At 43.8% G+C, this 18,637-nt stretch carries 12 protein-coding genes and 1 tRNA gene; 11 read left to right on the forward strand and 2 right to left on the reverse strand.

Annotated features, from left to right (window positions below):
• Positions 1-5: 5 nt before the first annotated feature.
• The 6 genes from murC to lpxC all read left to right on the forward strand — a co-directional run bounded on the left by murC (position 6) and on the right by lpxC (position 6,647).
• Positions 6-1,439, forward strand: a complete 1,434-nt coding sequence (murC, locus tag QSH61_RS02550; RefSeq protein WP_017217163.1) for a UDP-N-acetylmuramate--L-alanine ligase — start codon at positions 6-8, stop codon at positions 1,437-1,439.
• Entirely contained in the window at positions 1,436-2,347 is a 912-nt protein-coding gene (locus QSH61_RS02555; protein ID WP_010605800.1) for a D-alanine--D-alanine ligase, read from the forward strand. The genes murC and QSH61_RS02555 overlap by 4 nt, the downstream gene beginning before the upstream one ends.
• A gap of 1 nt (position 2,348) precedes the next feature.
• On the forward strand, positions 2,349-3,134 hold the full coding sequence (locus QSH61_RS02560) for a cell division protein FtsQ/DivIB (RefSeq protein WP_174170439.1): 786 nt from the start codon (positions 2,349-2,351) through the stop codon (positions 3,132-3,134).
• Positions 3,131-4,363 carry a cell division protein FtsA gene (ftsA, locus tag QSH61_RS02565; RefSeq protein WP_010605798.1) on the forward strand — a complete coding sequence of 411 codons (1,233 nt, stop codon included), beginning with the start codon at positions 3,131-3,133 and terminating at the stop codon, positions 4,361-4,363. The genes QSH61_RS02560 and ftsA overlap by 4 nt, the downstream gene beginning before the upstream one ends.
• Before the next feature lie 21 nt (positions 4,364-4,384).
• Positions 4,385-5,635 (forward strand): cell division protein FtsZ, encoded by a 1,251-nt coding sequence (gene ftsZ, locus QSH61_RS02570; protein ID WP_206471224.1) that lies wholly within the window; start codon positions 4,385-4,387, stop codon positions 5,633-5,635.
• 88 nt (positions 5,636-5,723) lie between these two features.
• Positions 5,724-6,647: a UDP-3-O-acyl-N-acetylglucosamine deacetylase gene (lpxC, locus tag QSH61_RS02575; RefSeq protein ID WP_010368639.1), complete on the forward strand. Its 924-nt coding sequence runs from the start codon at positions 5,724-5,726 to the stop codon at positions 6,645-6,647.
• Positions 6,648-6,691: 44 nt separating this feature from the next.
• Here the strand turns inward: lpxC and QSH61_RS02580 are convergent, their stop codons facing one another.
• Positions 6,692-7,177, reverse strand: a complete 486-nt coding sequence (locus QSH61_RS02580) for a DUF721 domain-containing protein (RefSeq protein WP_227387496.1) — start codon at positions 7,175-7,177, stop codon at positions 6,692-6,694.
• A 483-nt stretch (positions 7,178-7,660) separates the two neighbouring features.
• On the opposite strand from QSH61_RS02580, the gene secA reads away from it, so the two are divergent.
• From secA to nagP, 5 genes are all read left to right on the forward strand, one after another.
• Positions 7,661-10,369 (forward strand): preprotein translocase subunit SecA, encoded by a 2,709-nt coding sequence (gene secA, locus QSH61_RS02585; protein WP_174170436.1) that lies wholly within the window; start codon positions 7,661-7,663, stop codon positions 10,367-10,369.
• Between the two features lie 63 nt (positions 10,370-10,432).
• Complete coding sequence (gene mutT / locus QSH61_RS02590; protein ID WP_010605794.1) at positions 10,433-10,831, forward strand: 8-oxo-dGTP diphosphatase MutT; 399 nt, start codon at positions 10,433-10,435, stop codon at positions 10,829-10,831.
• Between the two features lie 271 nt (positions 10,832-11,102).
• Entirely contained in the window at positions 11,103-13,175 is a 2,073-nt protein-coding gene (locus QSH61_RS02595; protein ID WP_206471223.1) for a M13 family metallopeptidase, read from the forward strand.
• Between the two features lie 325 nt (positions 13,176-13,500).
• Positions 13,501-16,092, forward strand: a complete 2,592-nt coding sequence (locus QSH61_RS02600; protein WP_206471222.1) for a beta-N-acetylhexosaminidase — start codon at positions 13,501-13,503, stop codon at positions 16,090-16,092.
• A 199-nt stretch (positions 16,093-16,291) separates the two neighbouring features.
• Positions 16,292-17,581, forward strand: a complete 1,290-nt coding sequence (gene nagP / locus QSH61_RS02605; RefSeq protein ID WP_353477787.1) for an N-acetylglucosamine MFS transporter NagP — start codon at positions 16,292-16,294, stop codon at positions 17,579-17,581.
• 929 nt (positions 17,582-18,510) lie between these two features.
• On the opposite strand, the gene QSH61_RS02610 is transcribed toward nagP, so the two are convergent.
• A tRNA-His gene (locus QSH61_RS02610) sits at positions 18,511-18,586 on the reverse strand.
• Positions 18,587-18,637: the final 51 nt, after the last annotated feature.

Consider the following 18,637-nt stretch of genomic DNA (forward strand, 5'->3'; position numbering starts at 1 on the left):
ATTAAATGGAAGCTTCAAGCAGAAGAGCAATGCGACGTATCAACACCATCCACTTTATCGGGATTGGTGGTGCTGGTATGGGTGGAATTGCAGAAGTGCTGGCCTTTGAAGGTTACCGAATTACAGGCTCAGATATCGCCAAAAGTACGATGACAGAGCGATTAACAAATATGGGCGCCGAGATCTTTATCGGCCACCAAGCTGAAAATGTAAAAATGGCTGATGTGGTTGTGGTATCGAGTGCCATCAACGACCAAAACCCAGAGATCCAAGCGGCGAAGGCAAACCGTACGCCAATCGTTCGTCGCGCCGAAATGCTCGCCGAGTTGATGCGCTTTCGTCACGGGATTGCGGTGGCAGGAACACATGGTAAGACCACAACGACGAGCCTGATCGCGAGTATTTTTGCGCGGGCTGAGCTGGATCCAACCTTTATTATCGGTGGCTTGCTCAACAGCGCTGGCAGTAATGCCAAAGTAGGCAGCAGTGAATACCTTATCGCAGAAGCGGACGAGAGTGATGCATCATTTTTGCATTTGCAGCCGATGGTGTCGGTGGTAACAAATATCGAAGAAGACCACATGGATACTTACGACGGTGACTTCGAAAAAATGAAAGACACCTACATCGAGTTTATCCATAACTTACCATTTTATGGTCTGGCTGTGGTGTGTATCGATTCACCAGTCGTGAGAGAATTATTGCCACGCTTTGCAAGGCCGACAATCACGTATGGTGAGGCTAACGATGCGGATTATCAGTTATTGGACTTCAAGCAAACACAAAGTGAATCACACTTTAAAGTCAGAACCAAAGACGGTGAGTTACTTGAAGTGAAGCTAAATATGCCAGGTAAGCACAACGCATTGAATGCGCTGGCATCTATTGCGGTTGCAAAAGATCACAATATTGAAAACGAAGCGATTTATCAGGCGTTAGCCAACTTTGAAGGGGTAGGACGTCGCTTCCAGCATTACGGCTCATTCAATAATGAAGTGGGTGAGGTGATGCTGGTTGATGATTATGGTCACCATCCGTCTGAAGTTGCGATGACGATAAAAGCCGCTAAGTCTGGTTGGCCTGATAAGCGTTTGGTTATGATTTATCAGCCACATCGCTATAGTCGAACACGCGATTTATATGAAGATTTCGTAAAAGTGCTTTGCGATGTTGATAAACTACTGCTGTTAGATGTATATAGTGCCGGTGAAGCGCCTATCGTTGGTGCGGATAGTAAAAGTTTGTGCCGTAGTCTCCGTCAACGTGGCGTTGAGCCTATCCATATCAGTGACCATGGTGAATTGGCGAAAGTGTTGGCAAGCACCATGGAAGATGGTGATTTAGTGTTGACGCAAGGGGCCGGCAATATAGGTCAAATCGTGAAGCAGTTAGCCGCCACCGGGCTATCGATAGCGCAGTTAAAACAGAGTGAATTATGAGTAGTCAGTTTGGAAAAGTAGCCGTATTACTTGGCGGTAGTTCAGCAGAGCGAGAGGTGTCGCTAAAATCCGGTAATGCAGTGTTAAATGCCTTCGTTAATCAAGGTATAGATGCGATTGCTTTTGATCCAGCAGAACGTAATTTATGGCAACTGAAAGACCTAGGTGTGGATCGCGTATTCATTGCACTGCATGGCCGTGGCGGTGAAGATGGTACTATTCAAGGTGCGCTTGAGTTTATGGGAATACCATATACAGGAAGCGGTGTACTTGGTAGTGCGCTTGCAATGGATAAAGTCCGCTGTAAGCATCTGTTTCAGTCTGCCAAGTTAAGTACGGCACCTTATGCTGTCGTAAGCAAAGAGACGGGTTTTGACGCTAAGGCGCTAATCGCTGAGTTTGGCAAAGTCATGGTAAAGCCAAGTCACGAAGGCTCGAGCATAGGTATGGCTCAGGCAGACAGCGAAGAAACCCTGACTGCGGCATTAAATAATGCCTTTAAGTTTGACGATCAAGTTCTCGTTGAACAATGGATCACTGGACGTGAGTTTACCGTGTCTATGCTTGGTAAAGAGGCATTGCCTGTTATTGAAATGCGTACGCCTCGTGGTTTTTACGATTATGAAGCGAAATACCAAGTCAACAGTACCGAGTATTATTGTCCGGCGGATATTAGCGCTGCACACACTGAGCAATTACAAGTGATGGCAAAGCACGCTTTTGAATTGGTTGGTGCCACTGGTTGGGGACGTGTTGACGCCATGCAAGATGAGCAAGGTCATTTCTATCTACTCGAGGTAAATACTGTACCTGGTATGACTGAAAAGTCGTTGGTGCCGATGGCAGCAAAAGCAACGGGTGTAAGTTTTGAGCAATTAGTTGTTCGCATTTTGGAGCAAACGCTTTAATATGCGAGCATTTTTAGCAGGGTTGAAGCTGATCAGTTCAAGAGTGAACTGGCCTCTTTTTTGGGGACTTAGCTTCTTCTTTGTGGTGATTTTTACATTGGTAAGAGGAACATACTGGGTAAGTGATTGGTTAGTTGCACATCATGATGCGCAAATAAAAACACTCAAAGTGCTCGGTAAACCGCATTATACCAATGAAGATGACATTGTGGCGGCAATTAAAACCGCAGATTTAAATAGTTTTTTTGAGCTTGATGTAAAAGCAGTCCACAAGGCGGTAAAGTCTTTGCCTTGGATTGCGACAGTGTCAGTCAGAAAACAATGGCCGGATACGCTGCAAGTCTATGTAGTGGAACATCAGCCGGTTGCGCATTGGAATAGCGATTCATTACTCAATGATGATGGCGAAGTATTCCAAGCGAGTAGTAACAAATTGCCGCAAGGGCTGCCTGAATTATATGGCCCTGAAGGAAGTGCTGAAGAAGCATGGCAAACATTTAAGCAGTTTAAAGCCTTGTTGGCGGTAAATCAGTTTACGTTGGAAAGTTTAGCGCTTTCAGAACGATTTGCTTGGCAGCTATGGCTGGACAATGGGATCCGCTTAAATTTAGGGCGTGAAGATAAAGCCAAACGAGTACAACGTTTTATCGACGTGTATCCACGTATGGAACGCCCTGAAGGTAAAGTAATCGATGTCATTGATTTACGCTACGACACGGGACTGGCAGTGAGTTGGAAAGAACCTACTGAGCAGCAAGAACAACAAAATAACAAGAGTGAAGCATGACAAAGTCGGCAGAAAGAAACTTAGTGATTGGATTAGATGTTGGCACATCAAAGGTCGTCGCCACAGTTGGGGAGATCACTGTGGACAATCAACTTAGTATTGTCGGTGTCGGACGCCAAGAGTCTCACGGCATGGATAAGGGCGGGGTAAACGATTTAGACCTCGTTTCTGAGTCTATTAAACGCGCTGTAGATGAAGCAGAGCTAATGGCCGATTGCAGAATAAGCTCGGTTTATTTGGGGATCTCAGGCAAACATATTCAGTGTCAAAACGAAAGTGGCGTGGTGGCAATAAACAATGCTGAAGTCACAGACGATGATATTGCCAATGTTATTCACATTGCACGCTCTGTGCCTATGTCTGCCGAACGCAAAATGCTGCACTCATTGCCGCAAGAATATAGCATCGACATGCAAGAGGGGATCAAAAACCCTCTGGGTATGAGTGGCGTAAGGATGGAAGCGAAAGCACATATCATTACGTGTTCGAATGACATGGCAAAGAATATTGAAAAGTGTGTTGAACGCTGTGGTTTGCAGGTAGACCAATTAACGTTTAACGCCTTGGCGTCATGTTACTCAGTGTTGACTGAAGACGAAAAAGAGCTTGGTGTTGCGGTATTAGATATCGGTGGTGGCACCATGGATATTGCGATTTATGTGAATGGAGCGTTGCGCCATACTGCCGTGATCCCAGTTGCGGGCAATCAGGTCACAGGCGATATAGCAAAAATATTTAGAACACCTATTTCGCATGCCGAGTCTCTGAAAGTACAATATGCCTTCGCGTCGAGCCAAATGGCATCAAGTGAAGAAACCATCGAAGTACCAAGTGTTGGTGGGCGTCCTGCGCGGGTAATGTCTCGTCATACTTTGTCTGAAGTGGTAGAGCCAAGATTTAGAGAACTGTTTGAGCTTGCACAAGAAGAATTACGTCGCTCAGGTTTTGAAGATCAAATTGCGGCAGGTCTTGTTATCACAGGCGGTAGCGCCAAGATGCAAGGTGCACAAGAAGTCGCAGAAGATATATTCCAAATGCCAGTAAGAATAGGGAAACCAATTGGCATTAAGGGATTAACAGATTATGTGGATGACCCTGCATATGCAACGGCGGTAGGTTTGTTACAATACGGCCGTTCACTACAATCGATGAATGCACAGAAGTCGAAAGTAGATGCAGAGGGGAGTTGGTGGAACCGTGTTACAAAATGGTTCCAAGGCGAGTTTTAATACTCAAGTCGGAGAGTGAAGATGTTTGATATTATGGAACAGCACAGCGAAGAAGCTGTCATTAAAGTCATCGGTGTCGGTGGCGGCGGCGGTAACGCCGTAGAACACATGGTAAACCAAGAAATTGAAGGTGTACGTTTTATCGTAGCGAATACTGACGCACAAGCGTTACGTCGTTCTTCAGCGGATATTACTGTACAGCTGGGTACTCAAATTACTTCAGGTCTTGGAGCCGGTGCAAACCCAGAAGTGGGCCGCAGCGCAGCAGAAGAAGATCTAGAAACCATCAAGAGCAGCCTTGAAGGCGCAGACATGGTATTTATCGCAGCCGGTATGGGCGGCGGTACAGGTACCGGTGCCGCACCTGTTGTTGCACGCGCAGCAAAAGAACTAGGTATTTTGACTGTGGCTGTAGTAACGCGTCCTTTCGATCTCGAGGGTAAAAAGCGCATGGCTGCGGCTGAGCAAGGTATTGCTGAGTTGTCAGAAATTGTAGATTCACTTATTACAATTCCAAACAACAAATTGCTTAAAGTTCTTGGTAAAGGGACTACACTGCTAGATGCCTTCGCTAAAGCAAATGATGTGCTTTATGGCGCGGTACAAGGTATTGCAGAGCTGATCACACGCTCAGGTCTAATCAACGTTGACTTTGCGGATGTGAGAACTGTAATGTCAGCAATGGGTACTGCAATGATGGGGACGGCTTCGGCGACAGGTCCTGATCGTGCACAAGAAGCAGCGGAAGCCGCGATTTCTAGCCCGCTTTTAGAAGATGTTGATCTAACTGGCGCGAAAGGCATTTTGGTGAATATCACCGCTGGCATGGACATTACTATCGAAGAATTTGAGGTCGTTGGTAACCATGTTAAAGCGTTAGCGTCTGAGAACGCGACTGTGGTAGTGGGTGCTGTTATTGACCCTGAAATGAGCGAAGAGCTTAGAGTGACCGTGGTTGCTACTGGCTTAGGTGGTGACCGTCGTCCGCAATTTGGTATTGTAGACAATGGCTTTAGACAAGCTTCAGGCTCAGATGCGGTAGGTGGCACTCAAACTAGCTCACAAACGAGCATGTATGTGCCAAGCTTTACGCAACCGCAAACGTCAGCGGCAGAACCTGAGCAACCAGCTGAAGCGCCTGCACCGCAAGTGCAAGTGCAAGAGCAGAAGCCACAACAAGCTTCTAGTTCAGCAAGCGCAAAAGGCAGCGACAGTAAAGAAAAAGGTGACTACTTCGATATTCCGGCTTTTTTACGTAAGCAGTCAGACTAAAGTTGGTATAAAAAATAAACAAAGATTGGCAGTTTGGTGGAACTATGTTATACTCCGCCGCCTATCTAGAATTTAAGTGGGCGAATATATGATTAAACAACGTACGATTGCACAAGTCGTTAAAGCCACAGGTGTAGGTTTACACAAAGGTGAAAAGGTCACGATCACTCTCCGACCAGCTGGTGTGAATACAGGTGTTGTATTTCGCCGCGTTGATCTAGACCCTGTTGTTGATTTTGAAACAACACCGGAAGCTGTGGGCGACACGCAACTGTGTACGTGTTTAACAAATAAAGACGGCGTTCGCTTGTCTACTACCGAGCATTTGATTGCCGCGGTAGCTGCGCTTGGGATTGATAACCTCATCGTAGAGCTAGACAGCGCCGAAGTGCCTATTATGGATGGCAGTGCATTGCCATTCATCTACTTAATTCAAAAAGGCGGTATTGAAGAGCAAAACGCTGCCAAGCGCTTTATTCGCATCAAAGAAAAAGTGCGTGTTGAAGATGGCGACAAGTGGGCTGAAATTGAGCCTTACGATGGTTTTCACATCGACTTTGAAATCGACTTCAATCACCCTGCGATCAACGCTAGCCGCCAACGTATTGGATTAGACATTACCGCTCAAAGCTTTACTGAAGAGATCAGTCGTGCTCGCACTTTTGGTTTTATGCGTGATATCGAATACATGCATGCAAACAACCTAGCCTTAGGTGGCAGCATGGATAATGCGGTTGTTTTAGACCAGTTTAAAGTATTAAATCCTGATGGCCTACGCTATGCGGATGAGTTTGTTAAACACAAGATCTTAGACTGTGTGGGTGATATGTTTATGGCAGGTCACAACATTTTAGGTAAGATCTCATGCTATAAATCAGGTCACGGCCTAAACAATATGTTGCTTCGTGAAATCATGGCAACTGAGTCAGCGTGGGAGTGGGCAACGTTCGAAGAGCCAGTCAGTATGCCAGCGCCAGGAATGGAAGCGGGTATCAATACCGCAACGGCATAAGCCTCTTAGGCTAATACAGTTTGATAAAAAATGACGCAAAGGCGTCATTTTTTTTGCGTTGTGTTTGCGTGTTTAGCGAGTCTTTCTAGTTTCGCCTTAAGCGATGGTGGAGCGGACTGCGCCAGCGCTAGCAAATGCTCGCCAGTGGCTTGGCTCATACTGCGATTGGCTTGATAGGTCGAAGATTGGGATTCCACCTTGTTGGTGAGACGCTGCTGAGCTTCTGGATTGGTGGTAATTTTAACCAATGCACAGTCATGTAATCCAACTTTTCTAAATGCACTGAGAATATCCATTTTCAAAAAGTTTAACCGAGTAGCAAGCGTTGCTGAAGCAGCTTCTATTGTTAGTGTCCCTTCTTTGTAGTGAGCGACACGGCATTTCTTACTCAGGATAGGGCCTAGAGTCTCTTCCAAGCAGCTCTGTAACTGTGCCGCTTGGGCGCTTTTTTGGCCATATTGATTGAGTTTATCTGACCACCCACCCATCACTTCATCAAGCGGCTTTGGATTGTAGCGATTTTTAGCCAATGACTTACTTCCCATAGGTTGAAAAATAAAAAATAACCGCCATATCGGGATAATACGGAGTCAAATTACTCCGCACTGGTGGTTTCTCAGTCTTCTAAGTATATCAGAGACAAATTTTTGAGAAATCCAAAAGTACCAACATTTGTTGTCGAAAGCGCTTAGCTCTGTACTCGAATAACTGAGTCGAGTTAGATGCTAACTAAACTTTATCACTTGCAACGGTACGCTTACGCCCAACAGTAAAGATTTCTTGCAATTGAACTTGGTATTATTTACCCAATAAGGTTTGCAGAAACAAAGAGTCTGGTATGATAGGGCATAATTTTAACTCGGCAAGATACAAAATGCTCACTCCTAAATTGGCAAAATGAAAACCGGAATTTAGGAACGCTTTTGTCGCCAACAGGACAAGCGCGACCCAGCCTTAACCACATTGGCTTAGAGAAATGGGTCAGCCAATACACAGAGTGAAACGGTTTAAACATGTTAGCAAATATTTTTACCAAAATTTTTGGTAGTCGTAATGATCGCACCATCAAAAACCTAAGAAAAACAGTCGCTTTAATCAATGCGTTAGAAGAGCAATATGGCAAATTAAGCGATGATGAACTAAAAGCAAAAACGGCTGAATTTAAACAGCGTATTGAGCAAGGTTCAAGTCTAGATGATTTATTACCAGAGGCGTTCGCTACGGTGCGTGAGGCATCTAAGCGCGTATTTGGAATGCGTCATTTCGATGTGCAAATGATTGGTGGTATGGTGCTTCACCAAGGTCGTATTTCAGAAATGAGAACGGGTGAAGGTAAAACACTAACAGCAACATTACCTGCGTATTTAAATGCGGTTTCAGGTAAGGGTGTTCACGTTATTACCGTCAACGACTACTTAGCTAAGCGTGATGCTGAGACCAACCGTCCACTCTTTGAATTCTTAGGCCTTACTGTAGGTTGTAACGTACCAGGCATGATGCCACAGCAGAAAAAGCAAGCCTATGCTGCGGATATCACTTACGGCACCAATAACGAGTTCGGCTTTGATTACTTGCGCGATAACATGGCGTTTAGTGTTGAAGAACGTGTACAACGTCCACTTAACTATGCGGTTGTGGATGAAGTGGATTCAATCCTAATCGATGAAGCGCGTACACCACTGATCATTTCTGGTCCTGCTGAAGATAGCTCTGAGCTTTATGCCGAAATCAATAAAATTGTGCCTGATCTTGTACAGCAAGAAAAAGAAGACGAAGAAGGCGTGGAAGGCGATGGCGATTTCACCATTGATGAAAAAGGTAAACAAGTTCACCTTACCGAGCGTGGTCAAATCAAAGTTGAAGAGTTACTGACTGAGCGTGGTTTGATTGAAGAAGGTGACTCGCTTTACTCAGCAGGTAATATTTCATTACTAAGCCATGTTTACGCGGCACTTCGTGCTCACAAGTTATATCAAAAAGACGTTGATTATGTTGTGAAAGATAACGAAGTTATCATCGTTGACGAGCACACTGGCCGTACGATGGAAGGACGTCGTTGGTCAGAGGGTCTTCACCAAGCCGTTGAAGCGAAAGAAGGGGTTCGTATTCAGAACGAAAACCAAACCTTGGCTTCAATCACATTCCAGAATTACTTCCGTTTATATAACAAGCTTGCAGGTATGACAGGTACAGCGGACACTGAAGCGTTCGAATTCCAGTCAATCTATGGCTTAGATACCGTAGTTATCCCAACCAACAAACCTATGGTTCGTGATGACCGTGCGGACCTTGTATATTTGACGCAAGAAGAGAAATTTGAAGCAATTCTTGAAGACATTCGTTCTTGCCAAGAACGTGGTCAGCCAGTGTTGGTGGGTACGGTGTCTATCGAAAGTTCTGAGTATCTTTCTCACTTCCTTCGCAAAGAAAAAATTGAACATAATGTACTGAATGCGAAATTCCACGCGCAAGAAGCGGATATTATCGCGGACGCGGGTCTACCGGGCAAGGTAACGATTGCGACGAATATGGCTGGTCGTGGTACGGATATCGTACTGGGTGGCAGCTGGCAGTCGGATGTTGAAAAATTAGAAAATCCGTCGGAAGAGCAAGTAGCAGAAATTAAAGCCGCTTGGAAAGCGCGCCATGATGCAGTACTAGCTTCCGGTGGTTTACATATTATTGGTACTGAGCGTCACGAATCTCGCCGTATCGACAACCAGTTGCGTGGTCGTGCAGGTCGTCAAGGTGATGCTGGTTCAAGCCGCTTCTACCTATCGATGGATGACGCATTGATGCGTATCTTCGCAGGTGAGCGTATGACTAACATGATGCGCAAACTAGGTATGCAACGTGGTGAGGCTATTGAGCACCCATGGGTTAACCGTGCCATTGAAAATGCACAGCGTAAAGTAGAAGCGCGTAACTTTGATATTCGTAAACAATTACTTGAGTACGACGATGTTGCTAACGACCAGCGTAAAGTGGTTTACGAACAGCGTAACGAACTACTTGAAGAAGGCGATATCTCAGAGACTATCACCGCTATTCGTGAAGATGTATTGAATGCGACTATTGATCAGTATATTCCACCGCAAAGTCTGGCGGAAATGTGGGACATCCCAGCACTTGAAGAGCGCTTGAAAAATGACTTCCATGTTGAACTTCCGATTGCAAAATGGCTTGAAGAAGACAGTAAACTATATGAAGAAGTGCTACGCGATCGTATCGTAGAAGACGTTGATAAGGCGTACAAACAAAAAGAAGAGATGGTAGGCCCAGATGTATTACGCCACTTTGAAAAGGCAGTTATGCTACAAAGCCTAGATCAGCATTGGAAAGATCACTTAGCGGCAATGGATCATCTTCGTCAAGGTATTCATCTACGTGGTTATGCACAGAAGAATCCGAAGCAAGAATATAAGCGTGAGTCGTTTGAGTTATTCTCACAAATGCTTGAAAACTTAAAGATTGACGTTGTTAGCGTACTAAGTAAAGTTCAGGTTCGTGCTGAGGAAGATGTTGAGAAAGTTGAAGAGCAACATCGTAAGAGTGAGCAAGCACCACGTGAATATCAACACGAAGAGGTTGAGCGCGTAGGTGGTGATGCACCAGAAGGCGTGTCTGTTGCTCATAGAAATGAGCCAAAAGTAGGTCGTAATGATCCTTGTCCTTGCCAATCAGGCAAGAAGTTTAAGCAGTGTTGCGGAAAACTAAAATAACAGGCCCTAAATCTAAATTTGTATAAAAAGCGACGCTAAGTCGCTTTTTTTATGGAGTAAATGATGCAAAAAAAACGTGTTGAAGTCGCCGTTGGTGTGATTGAAAAAAATCAGAAAATCTTTGTATGCTTGAGAGGTGAAGATCAACATCAAGGTGGGCTTTGGGAATTCCCTGGCGGGAAAATGGAAGCCGGTGAAGATGTCTTTTCGGCATTGAAACGTGAGCTGCAAGAAGAGGTAGGCATTGAGATCTATAACTCATCTGAGCTAATGCGTATTGAGCATGACTATGCTGATAAAGCCGTATGCTTATACATTCATCATGTTGAGGACTTTTCTGGTGAAGCTCATGGCGCAGAAGGGCAGCCTTCTCAATGGGTTGCAGTTGAACAGTTGCATGAGCTCACGTTTCCTGAGGCCAATAAGGCGATTGTTGAATTATTACAAACGCGCAAAAATTAGTGACAAACTTTGTTACTAAATTAAGCACTCAGAGTCATAGTCATTCACTATGTGCATCGGTAGACTAGTGAATGACCGCTTACGTGTAAATAAACATCAGCTAACGACTTTCGTTGCTCTGAAGTTTGAGAGGACACACAGTTAGAAGGAATTCTTTTCAAGCCATCAGGTTATGTCTATATTCAATTCATTTGTATGTAATTTGAGCATTATTTTATCTAGATGAATGGGATACGACGTTTACAAGCGAAACTCTATCAGGGGAATAAAAATGAAAAAACTATCATTGACCGCTGCAAGTGTTGCACTTGCATTGGGATTGATTGGTTGTAGCGAACAACCGCAAACACAACAACAAAAACCAGCGGAACAAGCCGAAGCACAAAAGGCGGTTTTGAATTCTGGTATCGAATTGGAAAATATTGATAAATCAGTGCGTGCACAAGATGATTTTTACTTTCACGTTAATGGTCATTGGTTAGAGAAAACCAAAATCCCAGCAGACAAATCAAATTATGGTTCTTTCTCTCAGCTTTATGATGAGTCACAAAAAGCGCTGCGTAAAGTGCTTGAGAATGCTGCTAGCAACGGCTCAGCTAAAGTAGGTAGCGATGAGCAAAAGTTGGGTGCGTTTTATCAAAGTTATATGGACGAGGGCGCGAGAAACGAGTTGGGCTTAAACCCTGTTAAGCCTTATCTGAAAGAAATTCTAGACTTGAAGAGTAAATCGGAGCTACCAGCTATCTTTGCTAAAATGCGTTTAACCGGTGCTAGCACTCCATTCGGTTGGTATGTTAATAATGACGCTAAAAACTCAAGTGAAAATGCACTCTACATGTTCCAGTCAGGGCTTGGTTTACCTGATCGCGACTACTACCTGAAAGATGACGAAAAGTTTAGTAAAATTCGCGAGCAGTATCAGCGCTATATCGAACAATTGTTAGCTAAGGCTGGTCATAAAAATCCGGGCCAAGCTGCACTAAATATTATTGAGTTAGAAAAGCAAATTGCCGAGGCGCAATGGACACGTGTTGAAAGCCGCGACGCGACTAAAACCTATAACAAGCTAAGCAATGATGCGTTTAATCAATTAATGCCTGACTTTGATACATCAGCATTTTTAAGCGCACTTGGTATTAAAACGGATTCTCTTATTGTAAGCCAACCAAGTTTCTTTGAAGCGCTGTCTAAAATCATTGCAGATTCAAAGCTAGAAGCATGGCAAGACTACTTAACATTCCACTTTACCAATGACTACGCTGAGTTACTAAGTAAAGATGTAGTTGACCTTAAGTTTGGTTTCTTTGGTAAAACATTGACGGGTGTAGAAGAACAAGCGCCAACGTGGAAAAAGGCGGTGGATGCAAGTAATTCAGTACTTGGTGAAATGCTAGGCAAGATATACGTTAAGTCGTATTTCCCACCAGAAGCTAAGGCTAGAATGGAAGAATTAGTCGCAAACCTTATTAAAGGATTTGATCAAGCGATTGATGGCCTTGAGTGGATGAGTGCTGAAACTAAGATAGCTGCAAAAGATAAGCTCAATAAGTTTACGCCAAAGATTGGTTATCCTGACAAATGGAAAGATTATTCCGCACTTGAGATCAATCCTGATGATCTAGTCGGTAACTACGTACGCTATAGCCAATTTGCTAATCAGGAGATGATCGATAAACTAGGCAAGCCTGTGGACCGTAGCGAGTGGTTGATGACACCACAAACGGTGAACGCGTACTATAACCCAGTGAATAACGAGATTGTATTCCCTGCTGCGATTTTACAGCCGCCATTCTTTAACCTAGAAGCGGATGATGCAGTAAATTACGGTGCAATCGGTGCGGTTATCGGTCACGAGTTAGGTCACGGCTTTGACGACCAAGGTGCGAAGTACGATGGTGATGGTAACCTACGTAATTGGTGGAGTGAGTCTGACCTTTCACAATTCGAAGCGCGTAGCCAAAAGCTGGTTGAGCAGTTTAATGGTTTTAAACCATTTGAAGACGCTGGTGTTAATGGTCAACTGACACTGGGTGAAAATATTGGTGATTTAGGCGGGTTAACTGTCGCTTATAAAGCGTACCAAATTTCACTAGGTGATCAAAAAGCGCCTGTTATTGACGGTTACACTGGGGAGCAGCGCTTCTTTATGGGCTGGTCACAAATTTGGCGTCGCAAATACCGCGATGAAGAGCTGCGTAATCGTCTAATGACAGATCCGCATTCACCAAGTCATTATCGAGTGATTGGTGTGCTGCCGAATATGCCAGAGTTTTATAAGGCATTTGATGTGAAAGAAGGCGATAAGATGTATCTTAAACCAGAAGACAGAGTGAAAATCTGGTAATTTCACATTTTGAATTCGTGGCGGTTTTATTGTGTTCCTGCAGTAAATCCGCCGCTTTTACGACATCCAATTACAATCCTCTGAACTTCTCACAAAATACCACACTCAATTCAGCACTTTCTGCAAACACTCGCTATTTCCAAGGTTTAGTTCATCGCTATTTGATGGTATTTACAGGCAAATCAGAGTAGCTTCATTTTGTCTAACACAAGGATATGAAAAAATAATGATAGCGCTGTCATTTTAACTTTTATATGATGTTTAGGAACAATAAGTGATTAAATGATGTTCATTTTGAATTGAACATGAAGACTGGGAGCAAAAGATGAGAATAAAAACGACTTTGCTTGGGGCGATAATTGCTGGGTGCTCGTTCTATACACAGGCATCATTTACGCAGCAGCAGTTGGCGCAATTTGCAAGTGACACGCATTTTGAATTTGCGGTAGAAAATAACTTCAGTAATGGTGCTGGGGGCTTTAGCGGTGCTATTACACTGACTAACAATTCAAAAGTTGATCTACCAAAAGGACAAAGTGATTGGCAAATCTATTTGCACTCAGTTCGTCATATTTCAACGGAAACCGCTGAAGGTTTGCGCTTTGAGCATATTAATGGCGACCTTCATCGTATAACTCCTACCGATTCGTTTGCTGGCTTAAAAGCCGGTGAAAAGCTCAAGTTAGCTTTTGATGGTTCGGCTTGGGTTGCTGCATACAGCGACTTTATGCCGCGTGCCTTTATTGTGTCAGGTAAAAATAAACCGGTCATTTTTGCAAATACTGATACAGAAGACATGACGCAGTTCGTTGCGCCATTTGAGCGTGAAAACCAGCTGAAAAGATATAATACACCTACCGATTACACGCAGATAGCGAACGCAGCGCTGCGTTTTGAACGTAATCAAAGCAATATTTCGGTCTCAAAAGAAGATGCGCTAAGACGTATCATTCCAAAGCCTGAGCACATCGACTTTAATCGTGGCGAAATCACCCTTAACAAAAACTGGCAGATCCGCTTTGCCGGACGCTTGAAGTCAGAAGTCGCCGTTTTTCAAGAAGACTTGTCAGAGTATGGACTGGATTTAAAAGCTGAAGCTAATCACGTGCCAGAAGGAAATATCCCGACGATCCGTCTTAAAGTTGCGAAAAGTCTAGGGCGCGATTATGACTACAACCAAGCCGGATCATATACATTAGATATTGATGATGATGTGATTGAAATCACGGGTATTGATAATGCTGGTGTGTTTTACGGTATTCAAAGTTTGCTTGCGCTATTTCCTGCCGATAGTAAAAATGAAATTACCTTGTCTCACGTAGAGATCAAAGACTCTCCGCGTTTTAGCTGGCGTGGTATGCATTACGACAATGCCCGTAACTATCATGGTAAAGATGCGTTATTTAAATTAATTGAACAGATGGCGCGTTATAAGTTAAATAAGTTCCATTGGCACTTCTCAGATGATGAAGGTTGGCGACTAGAGATCCCAGGGCTCCCTGAGTTAACAGAAGTCGGCGCATTCCGTTGTTTTGATTTACAAGAGCGTGAGTGCTTACTGACTCAACTGGGCACAGGTCCTTTCAAAACGGGAAGTGGAAATGGTTTCCTTTCTCGCGAGGACTTTGTCGAGTTACTTAAATTTGCCACTGCACGTCATATTGAGATCATTCCAGAAATCGAAAGCCCCGGGCATGCTCGTGCTGCGATTAAGTCGATGGAAGCGCGTTATCACAAATTGATGGAAGCAGGTAAAGCGCAAGAGGCCAAAGCCTATCTCCTGAACGATATTGATGACACTTCAGAGTATCTAACCGTGCAACTCTATACTGATAACTCTATTAATGTATGCTTGGACTCAAGCTATGCCTTTATGGAGAAGGTGGTATATGAGCTGCAGGAAATGTATCGCGATGCTGGCACTATGCTAACGACAGTCCATTTTGGTGGCGATGAGGTTGGAAAGGGGTCATGGACTGAATCACCAGCATGTAATGATCTATTTGCGGTCGCCGACAACGGGGTTGCTGGACCAAATGATTTAAAACCATACTTTACTCAAAAAGTTGCAAAACTGCTTGCTAAGCGTGGGATCACCCCTGCCGCTTGGGAAGATGGTTTAATGTATAACACCACGACGACCTTTAAGCGTGATGAATTTCCAAACCCACAGTTTTTGGTAAATACTTGGGATAACATTTGGGAGTGGGGGGTTGCAGACAGGGCTCACCGTTTTGCAAACAACAATTACCAAGTTATTTTGTCTCACGGTACACATTTGTACTTTGATCACCCTTACGAAGCGCACCCTGAAGAGCGCGGCTATTATTGGGCAACTCGTTACACAGATACGAAAAAAGCATTTTCGTATATGCCAGATAATATTTATGCAAATGCGGACTTCACGCGAAACCGTGAGCCTATCGTGAACCTAGAAGCCTTAGTTGGTCGAGAGTTGCCCGCGCTTAAAAAACCGCAAAATATCCTTGGTATGCAAGGGCAAATATGGAGTGAGACCATTCGCTCGGAAGACCAAGTGTTACGATTGATTTTCCCTCGTTTGCTTTCGCTTGCGGAGCGTGCTTGGCATAAAGCGGATTGGGAAGGGCGTCGTATTAACCAAAAAGAGTTAAACAAGGACTTCTCAACCTTTGCCGCAGCCTTGTCTTTAAAAGAGATTGCAAAGTTACAAAACGATGGCATTAAGCCAAACCTTCCAGTTCCTGGTGCCAAGGTGGTGCTGGGTAAACTTGAAGCGAATAGTGCGTTCCCTTATCTTACAATTGAAGTGAGCTTAGACAATGGCGAATCTTGGCAGCCTTATACTGATCAGATGAGTGTCTCAGATGAAAGTAAGGTATTGTTGAGAACGCGAGCCGGAGAAAAAAATACGAGCCGTGTCACAGGGTTGAAATAAACCCTCGTATTCAGTTTATCGCAAAAAAGGGCACTGGCCCTTTTTTGGTGATAGTTTTGCTCAAATTCTAACTGGTAATGAAATAGATTTTAACGTAAAGTTAAATGTCAGCGCTGTCATTTTTGTAAAGAAAGCAGTGAGCAAAGCAAAAAATAACAAGGCAAAAAGCCATACAAACAATAAACGATGAGTAATGTTTATGGAAGCTACCGTGTCGAATACAACAAAACGAAGTAACGCGATCCCTATGGCAATTGTCGCCGCCATGTTTTTTATTCTTGGCTTTGTGACTTGGCTTAATGGGTCGCTAATGCCATATTTGGAGCAAGTATTAAAACTAACTCCTCTCCAATCTTCATTTATTCTTTTCTCTTTTTATATTGCGGTGACATTTACCGCGGTTCCTTCTGCCCTAGTTATCCGCAAGGTGGGTTATAAAAATGGTATGGCCATCGCAATTGCGATGATGATGTGTGCGGCGTTGCTATATATTCCAGCGGCTAAAACACAAATGTTTGCATTGTTTTTGTTTGCTCAATTTACTATGGGTATTGGGCAAACATTATTACAAACTGCTGTAAATCCTTATGTGGTGCGTATTGGACCTGAAGAGTCAGCAGCTGTGCGCGTAAGTATTATGGGTATACTGAATAAAGGTGCTGGTATTGTTGCGCCGCTTGTATTTACCGCGTTGGTGCTGAGTAACTTTACTGATATGGCAGGTAAAGAGCTGACTCAAGCTGATATCGATGCAATGGCAAACGGTCTTATCGGGCCATATTTAGGCTTGGCTGCATTTATTGGTATTTTTGCCTTGGGTATTAAGTTTGCACCACTACCTGAAATAGAAAAAGATGATGAAGAAGAACATGGCTCAGTGAGAGAAGCGCTATCTCATCCTAATCTAAAGCTTGGTGTGATCGCACTGTTTTTGTATGTTGCAGTTGAAGTGATTGCTGGTGATACGATTGGTTCATTTGCGTTAGCGCTGGGTGTTGAAAAATATAGTGTGATGACCTCTTATACTATGGCTTGTATGGTTACGGGCTATATTTTGGGTATTATATTGATCCCGAGAGTAATATCGCAGGAGAGGGCGTTAACAGCATCTGCCGTGCTTGGTGTGCTTCTCACGCTCGCAATTTCATTTGGCAGCCCAGACTCATTTGTCATTTCAAATCTATTTGGATTATCAGCGTTGCCTGATATTCTATTGATGGTCGCTATTTTAGGTTTAGCAAATGCCATTATGTGGCCTGCTATTTGGCCGCTCGCATTATCTGGACTTGGCAAGCTAACCAGTGTAGGCTCTGGTTTATTGGTTATGGGTATTGCCGGTGGTGCATTCGGTCCAGTATTCTTAGGTTTAGCTAAGGGCACATCTGGCACAGTGGAATCACAGCAAATTGCACACCTTGTAATGTTACCTTGTTATCTATTTATAATCTTCTACGCTGTGAAAGGTCATAAGATCAAAAAGAAAGCGTAGCAAGAAAATGTAAAGCATTTCTATGTATGTAGAAATAATCCCGTGTGTGATGCCACCTGAATAAGGTGGCATTTTTTTATGCCTAAATCACTCCCTTACCTGCAAAACCGGCTTAATGCTGAGATCTTTTTCGCGATATAAAATCGCTGCTACGCTGCTGTCTGGTGCTTATTGTTTGGTGTTGGTCGTGTAGGAGCTACTTTATGTAGCAAGGGTTTTATTCTTAAGTCGCGATATAAAATCGCTGCTACGCTGGTGTCTGGTGCTTATTGTTTGGTGTTTGCCGTGTAGGAGCTACTTTATGTAGCGAGGGTTTTATTCTTAAGTCGCGATATAAAATCGCTGCTACGCTGGTGTTTAGTGCTTATTGTTTGGTGTTTGCCGTGTAGGAGCTACTTTATGTAGCAAGGGTTTTATTCTTAAGTCGCGATATAAAATCGCTGCTACGCTGATGTTTGGTGCTTGTTGCGTGTTGCTTGTTGTTTGGTGTTTGCCGTGTAGGAGCTACTTTATGTAGCGAGGGTTTTATTCTTAAGTCGCGATATAAAATCGCTGCTACGCTGGTGTTTAGTGCTTATTGTTTGGTGTTGGTCGTGTAGGAGCTACTTTATGTAGCAAGGGTTTTATTCTTAAGTCGCGATATAAAATCGCTGCTACGCTGGTGTTTAGTGCTTATTGTTTGGTGTTGGTCGTGTAGGAGCTACTTTATGTAGCGAGGGTTTTATTCTTAAGTCGCGATATAAAATCGCTGCTACGCTGGTGTTTAGTGCTTATTGTTTGGTGTTGGTCGTGTAGGAGCTACTTTATGTAGCGAGGGTTTTATTCTTAAGTCGCGATATAAAATCGCTGCTACGCAGATGTTTGGTGTTTATTGTGTAGGAGTGATGTGTGCGTAAAAATATAAAATGAGAATGAATTTATAAAAAGAGTGGGGCGACTGATGGGACTTGAACCCACGACAACCGGAATCACAATCCAGGGCTCTACCAACTGAGCTACAGCCGCCACAAAAGACTTGAACACCTTGTCTGGTGTGGCGCGCATAATACATAAGTT

The organism is Pseudoalteromonas sp. JC3 (assembly GCF_030291895.1).
Classification (GTDB): Bacteria; Pseudomonadota; Gammaproteobacteria; order Enterobacterales; family Alteromonadaceae; genus Pseudoalteromonas.

What these genes read in the sequence shown, in the direction of transcription:
- murC (WP_017217163.1), top strand. Translation starts at nt 6, where the DNA reads ATGGAAGCTTCAAGCAGAAGAGCAATGCGACGTATCAACACCATCCAC.
- QSH61_RS02555 (WP_010605800.1), top strand. Translation starts at nt 1,436, where the DNA reads ATGAGTAGTCAGTTTGGAAAAGTAGCCGTATTACTTGGCGGTAGTTCA.
- QSH61_RS02560 (WP_174170439.1), top strand. Translation starts at nt 2,349, where the DNA reads ATGCGAGCATTTTTAGCAGGGTTGAAGCTGATCAGTTCAAGAGTGAAC.
- ftsA (WP_010605798.1), top strand. Translation starts at nt 3,131, where the DNA reads ATGACAAAGTCGGCAGAAAGAAACTTAGTGATTGGATTAGATGTTGGC.
- ftsZ (WP_206471224.1), top strand. Translation starts at nt 4,385, where the DNA reads ATGTTTGATATTATGGAACAGCACAGCGAAGAAGCTGTCATTAAAGTC.
- lpxC (WP_010368639.1), top strand. Translation starts at nt 5,724, where the DNA reads ATGATTAAACAACGTACGATTGCACAAGTCGTTAAAGCCACAGGTGTA.
- secA (WP_174170436.1), top strand. Translation starts at nt 7,661, where the DNA reads ATGTTAGCAAATATTTTTACCAAAATTTTTGGTAGTCGTAATGATCGC.
- mutT (WP_010605794.1), top strand. Translation starts at nt 10,433, where the DNA reads ATGCAAAAAAAACGTGTTGAAGTCGCCGTTGGTGTGATTGAAAAAAAT.
- QSH61_RS02595 (WP_206471223.1), top strand. Translation starts at nt 11,103, where the DNA reads ATGAAAAAACTATCATTGACCGCTGCAAGTGTTGCACTTGCATTGGGA.
- QSH61_RS02600 (WP_206471222.1), top strand. Translation starts at nt 13,501, where the DNA reads ATGAGAATAAAAACGACTTTGCTTGGGGCGATAATTGCTGGGTGCTCG.
- nagP (WP_353477787.1), top strand. Translation starts at nt 16,292, where the DNA reads ATGGAAGCTACCGTGTCGAATACAACAAAACGAAGTAACGCGATCCCT.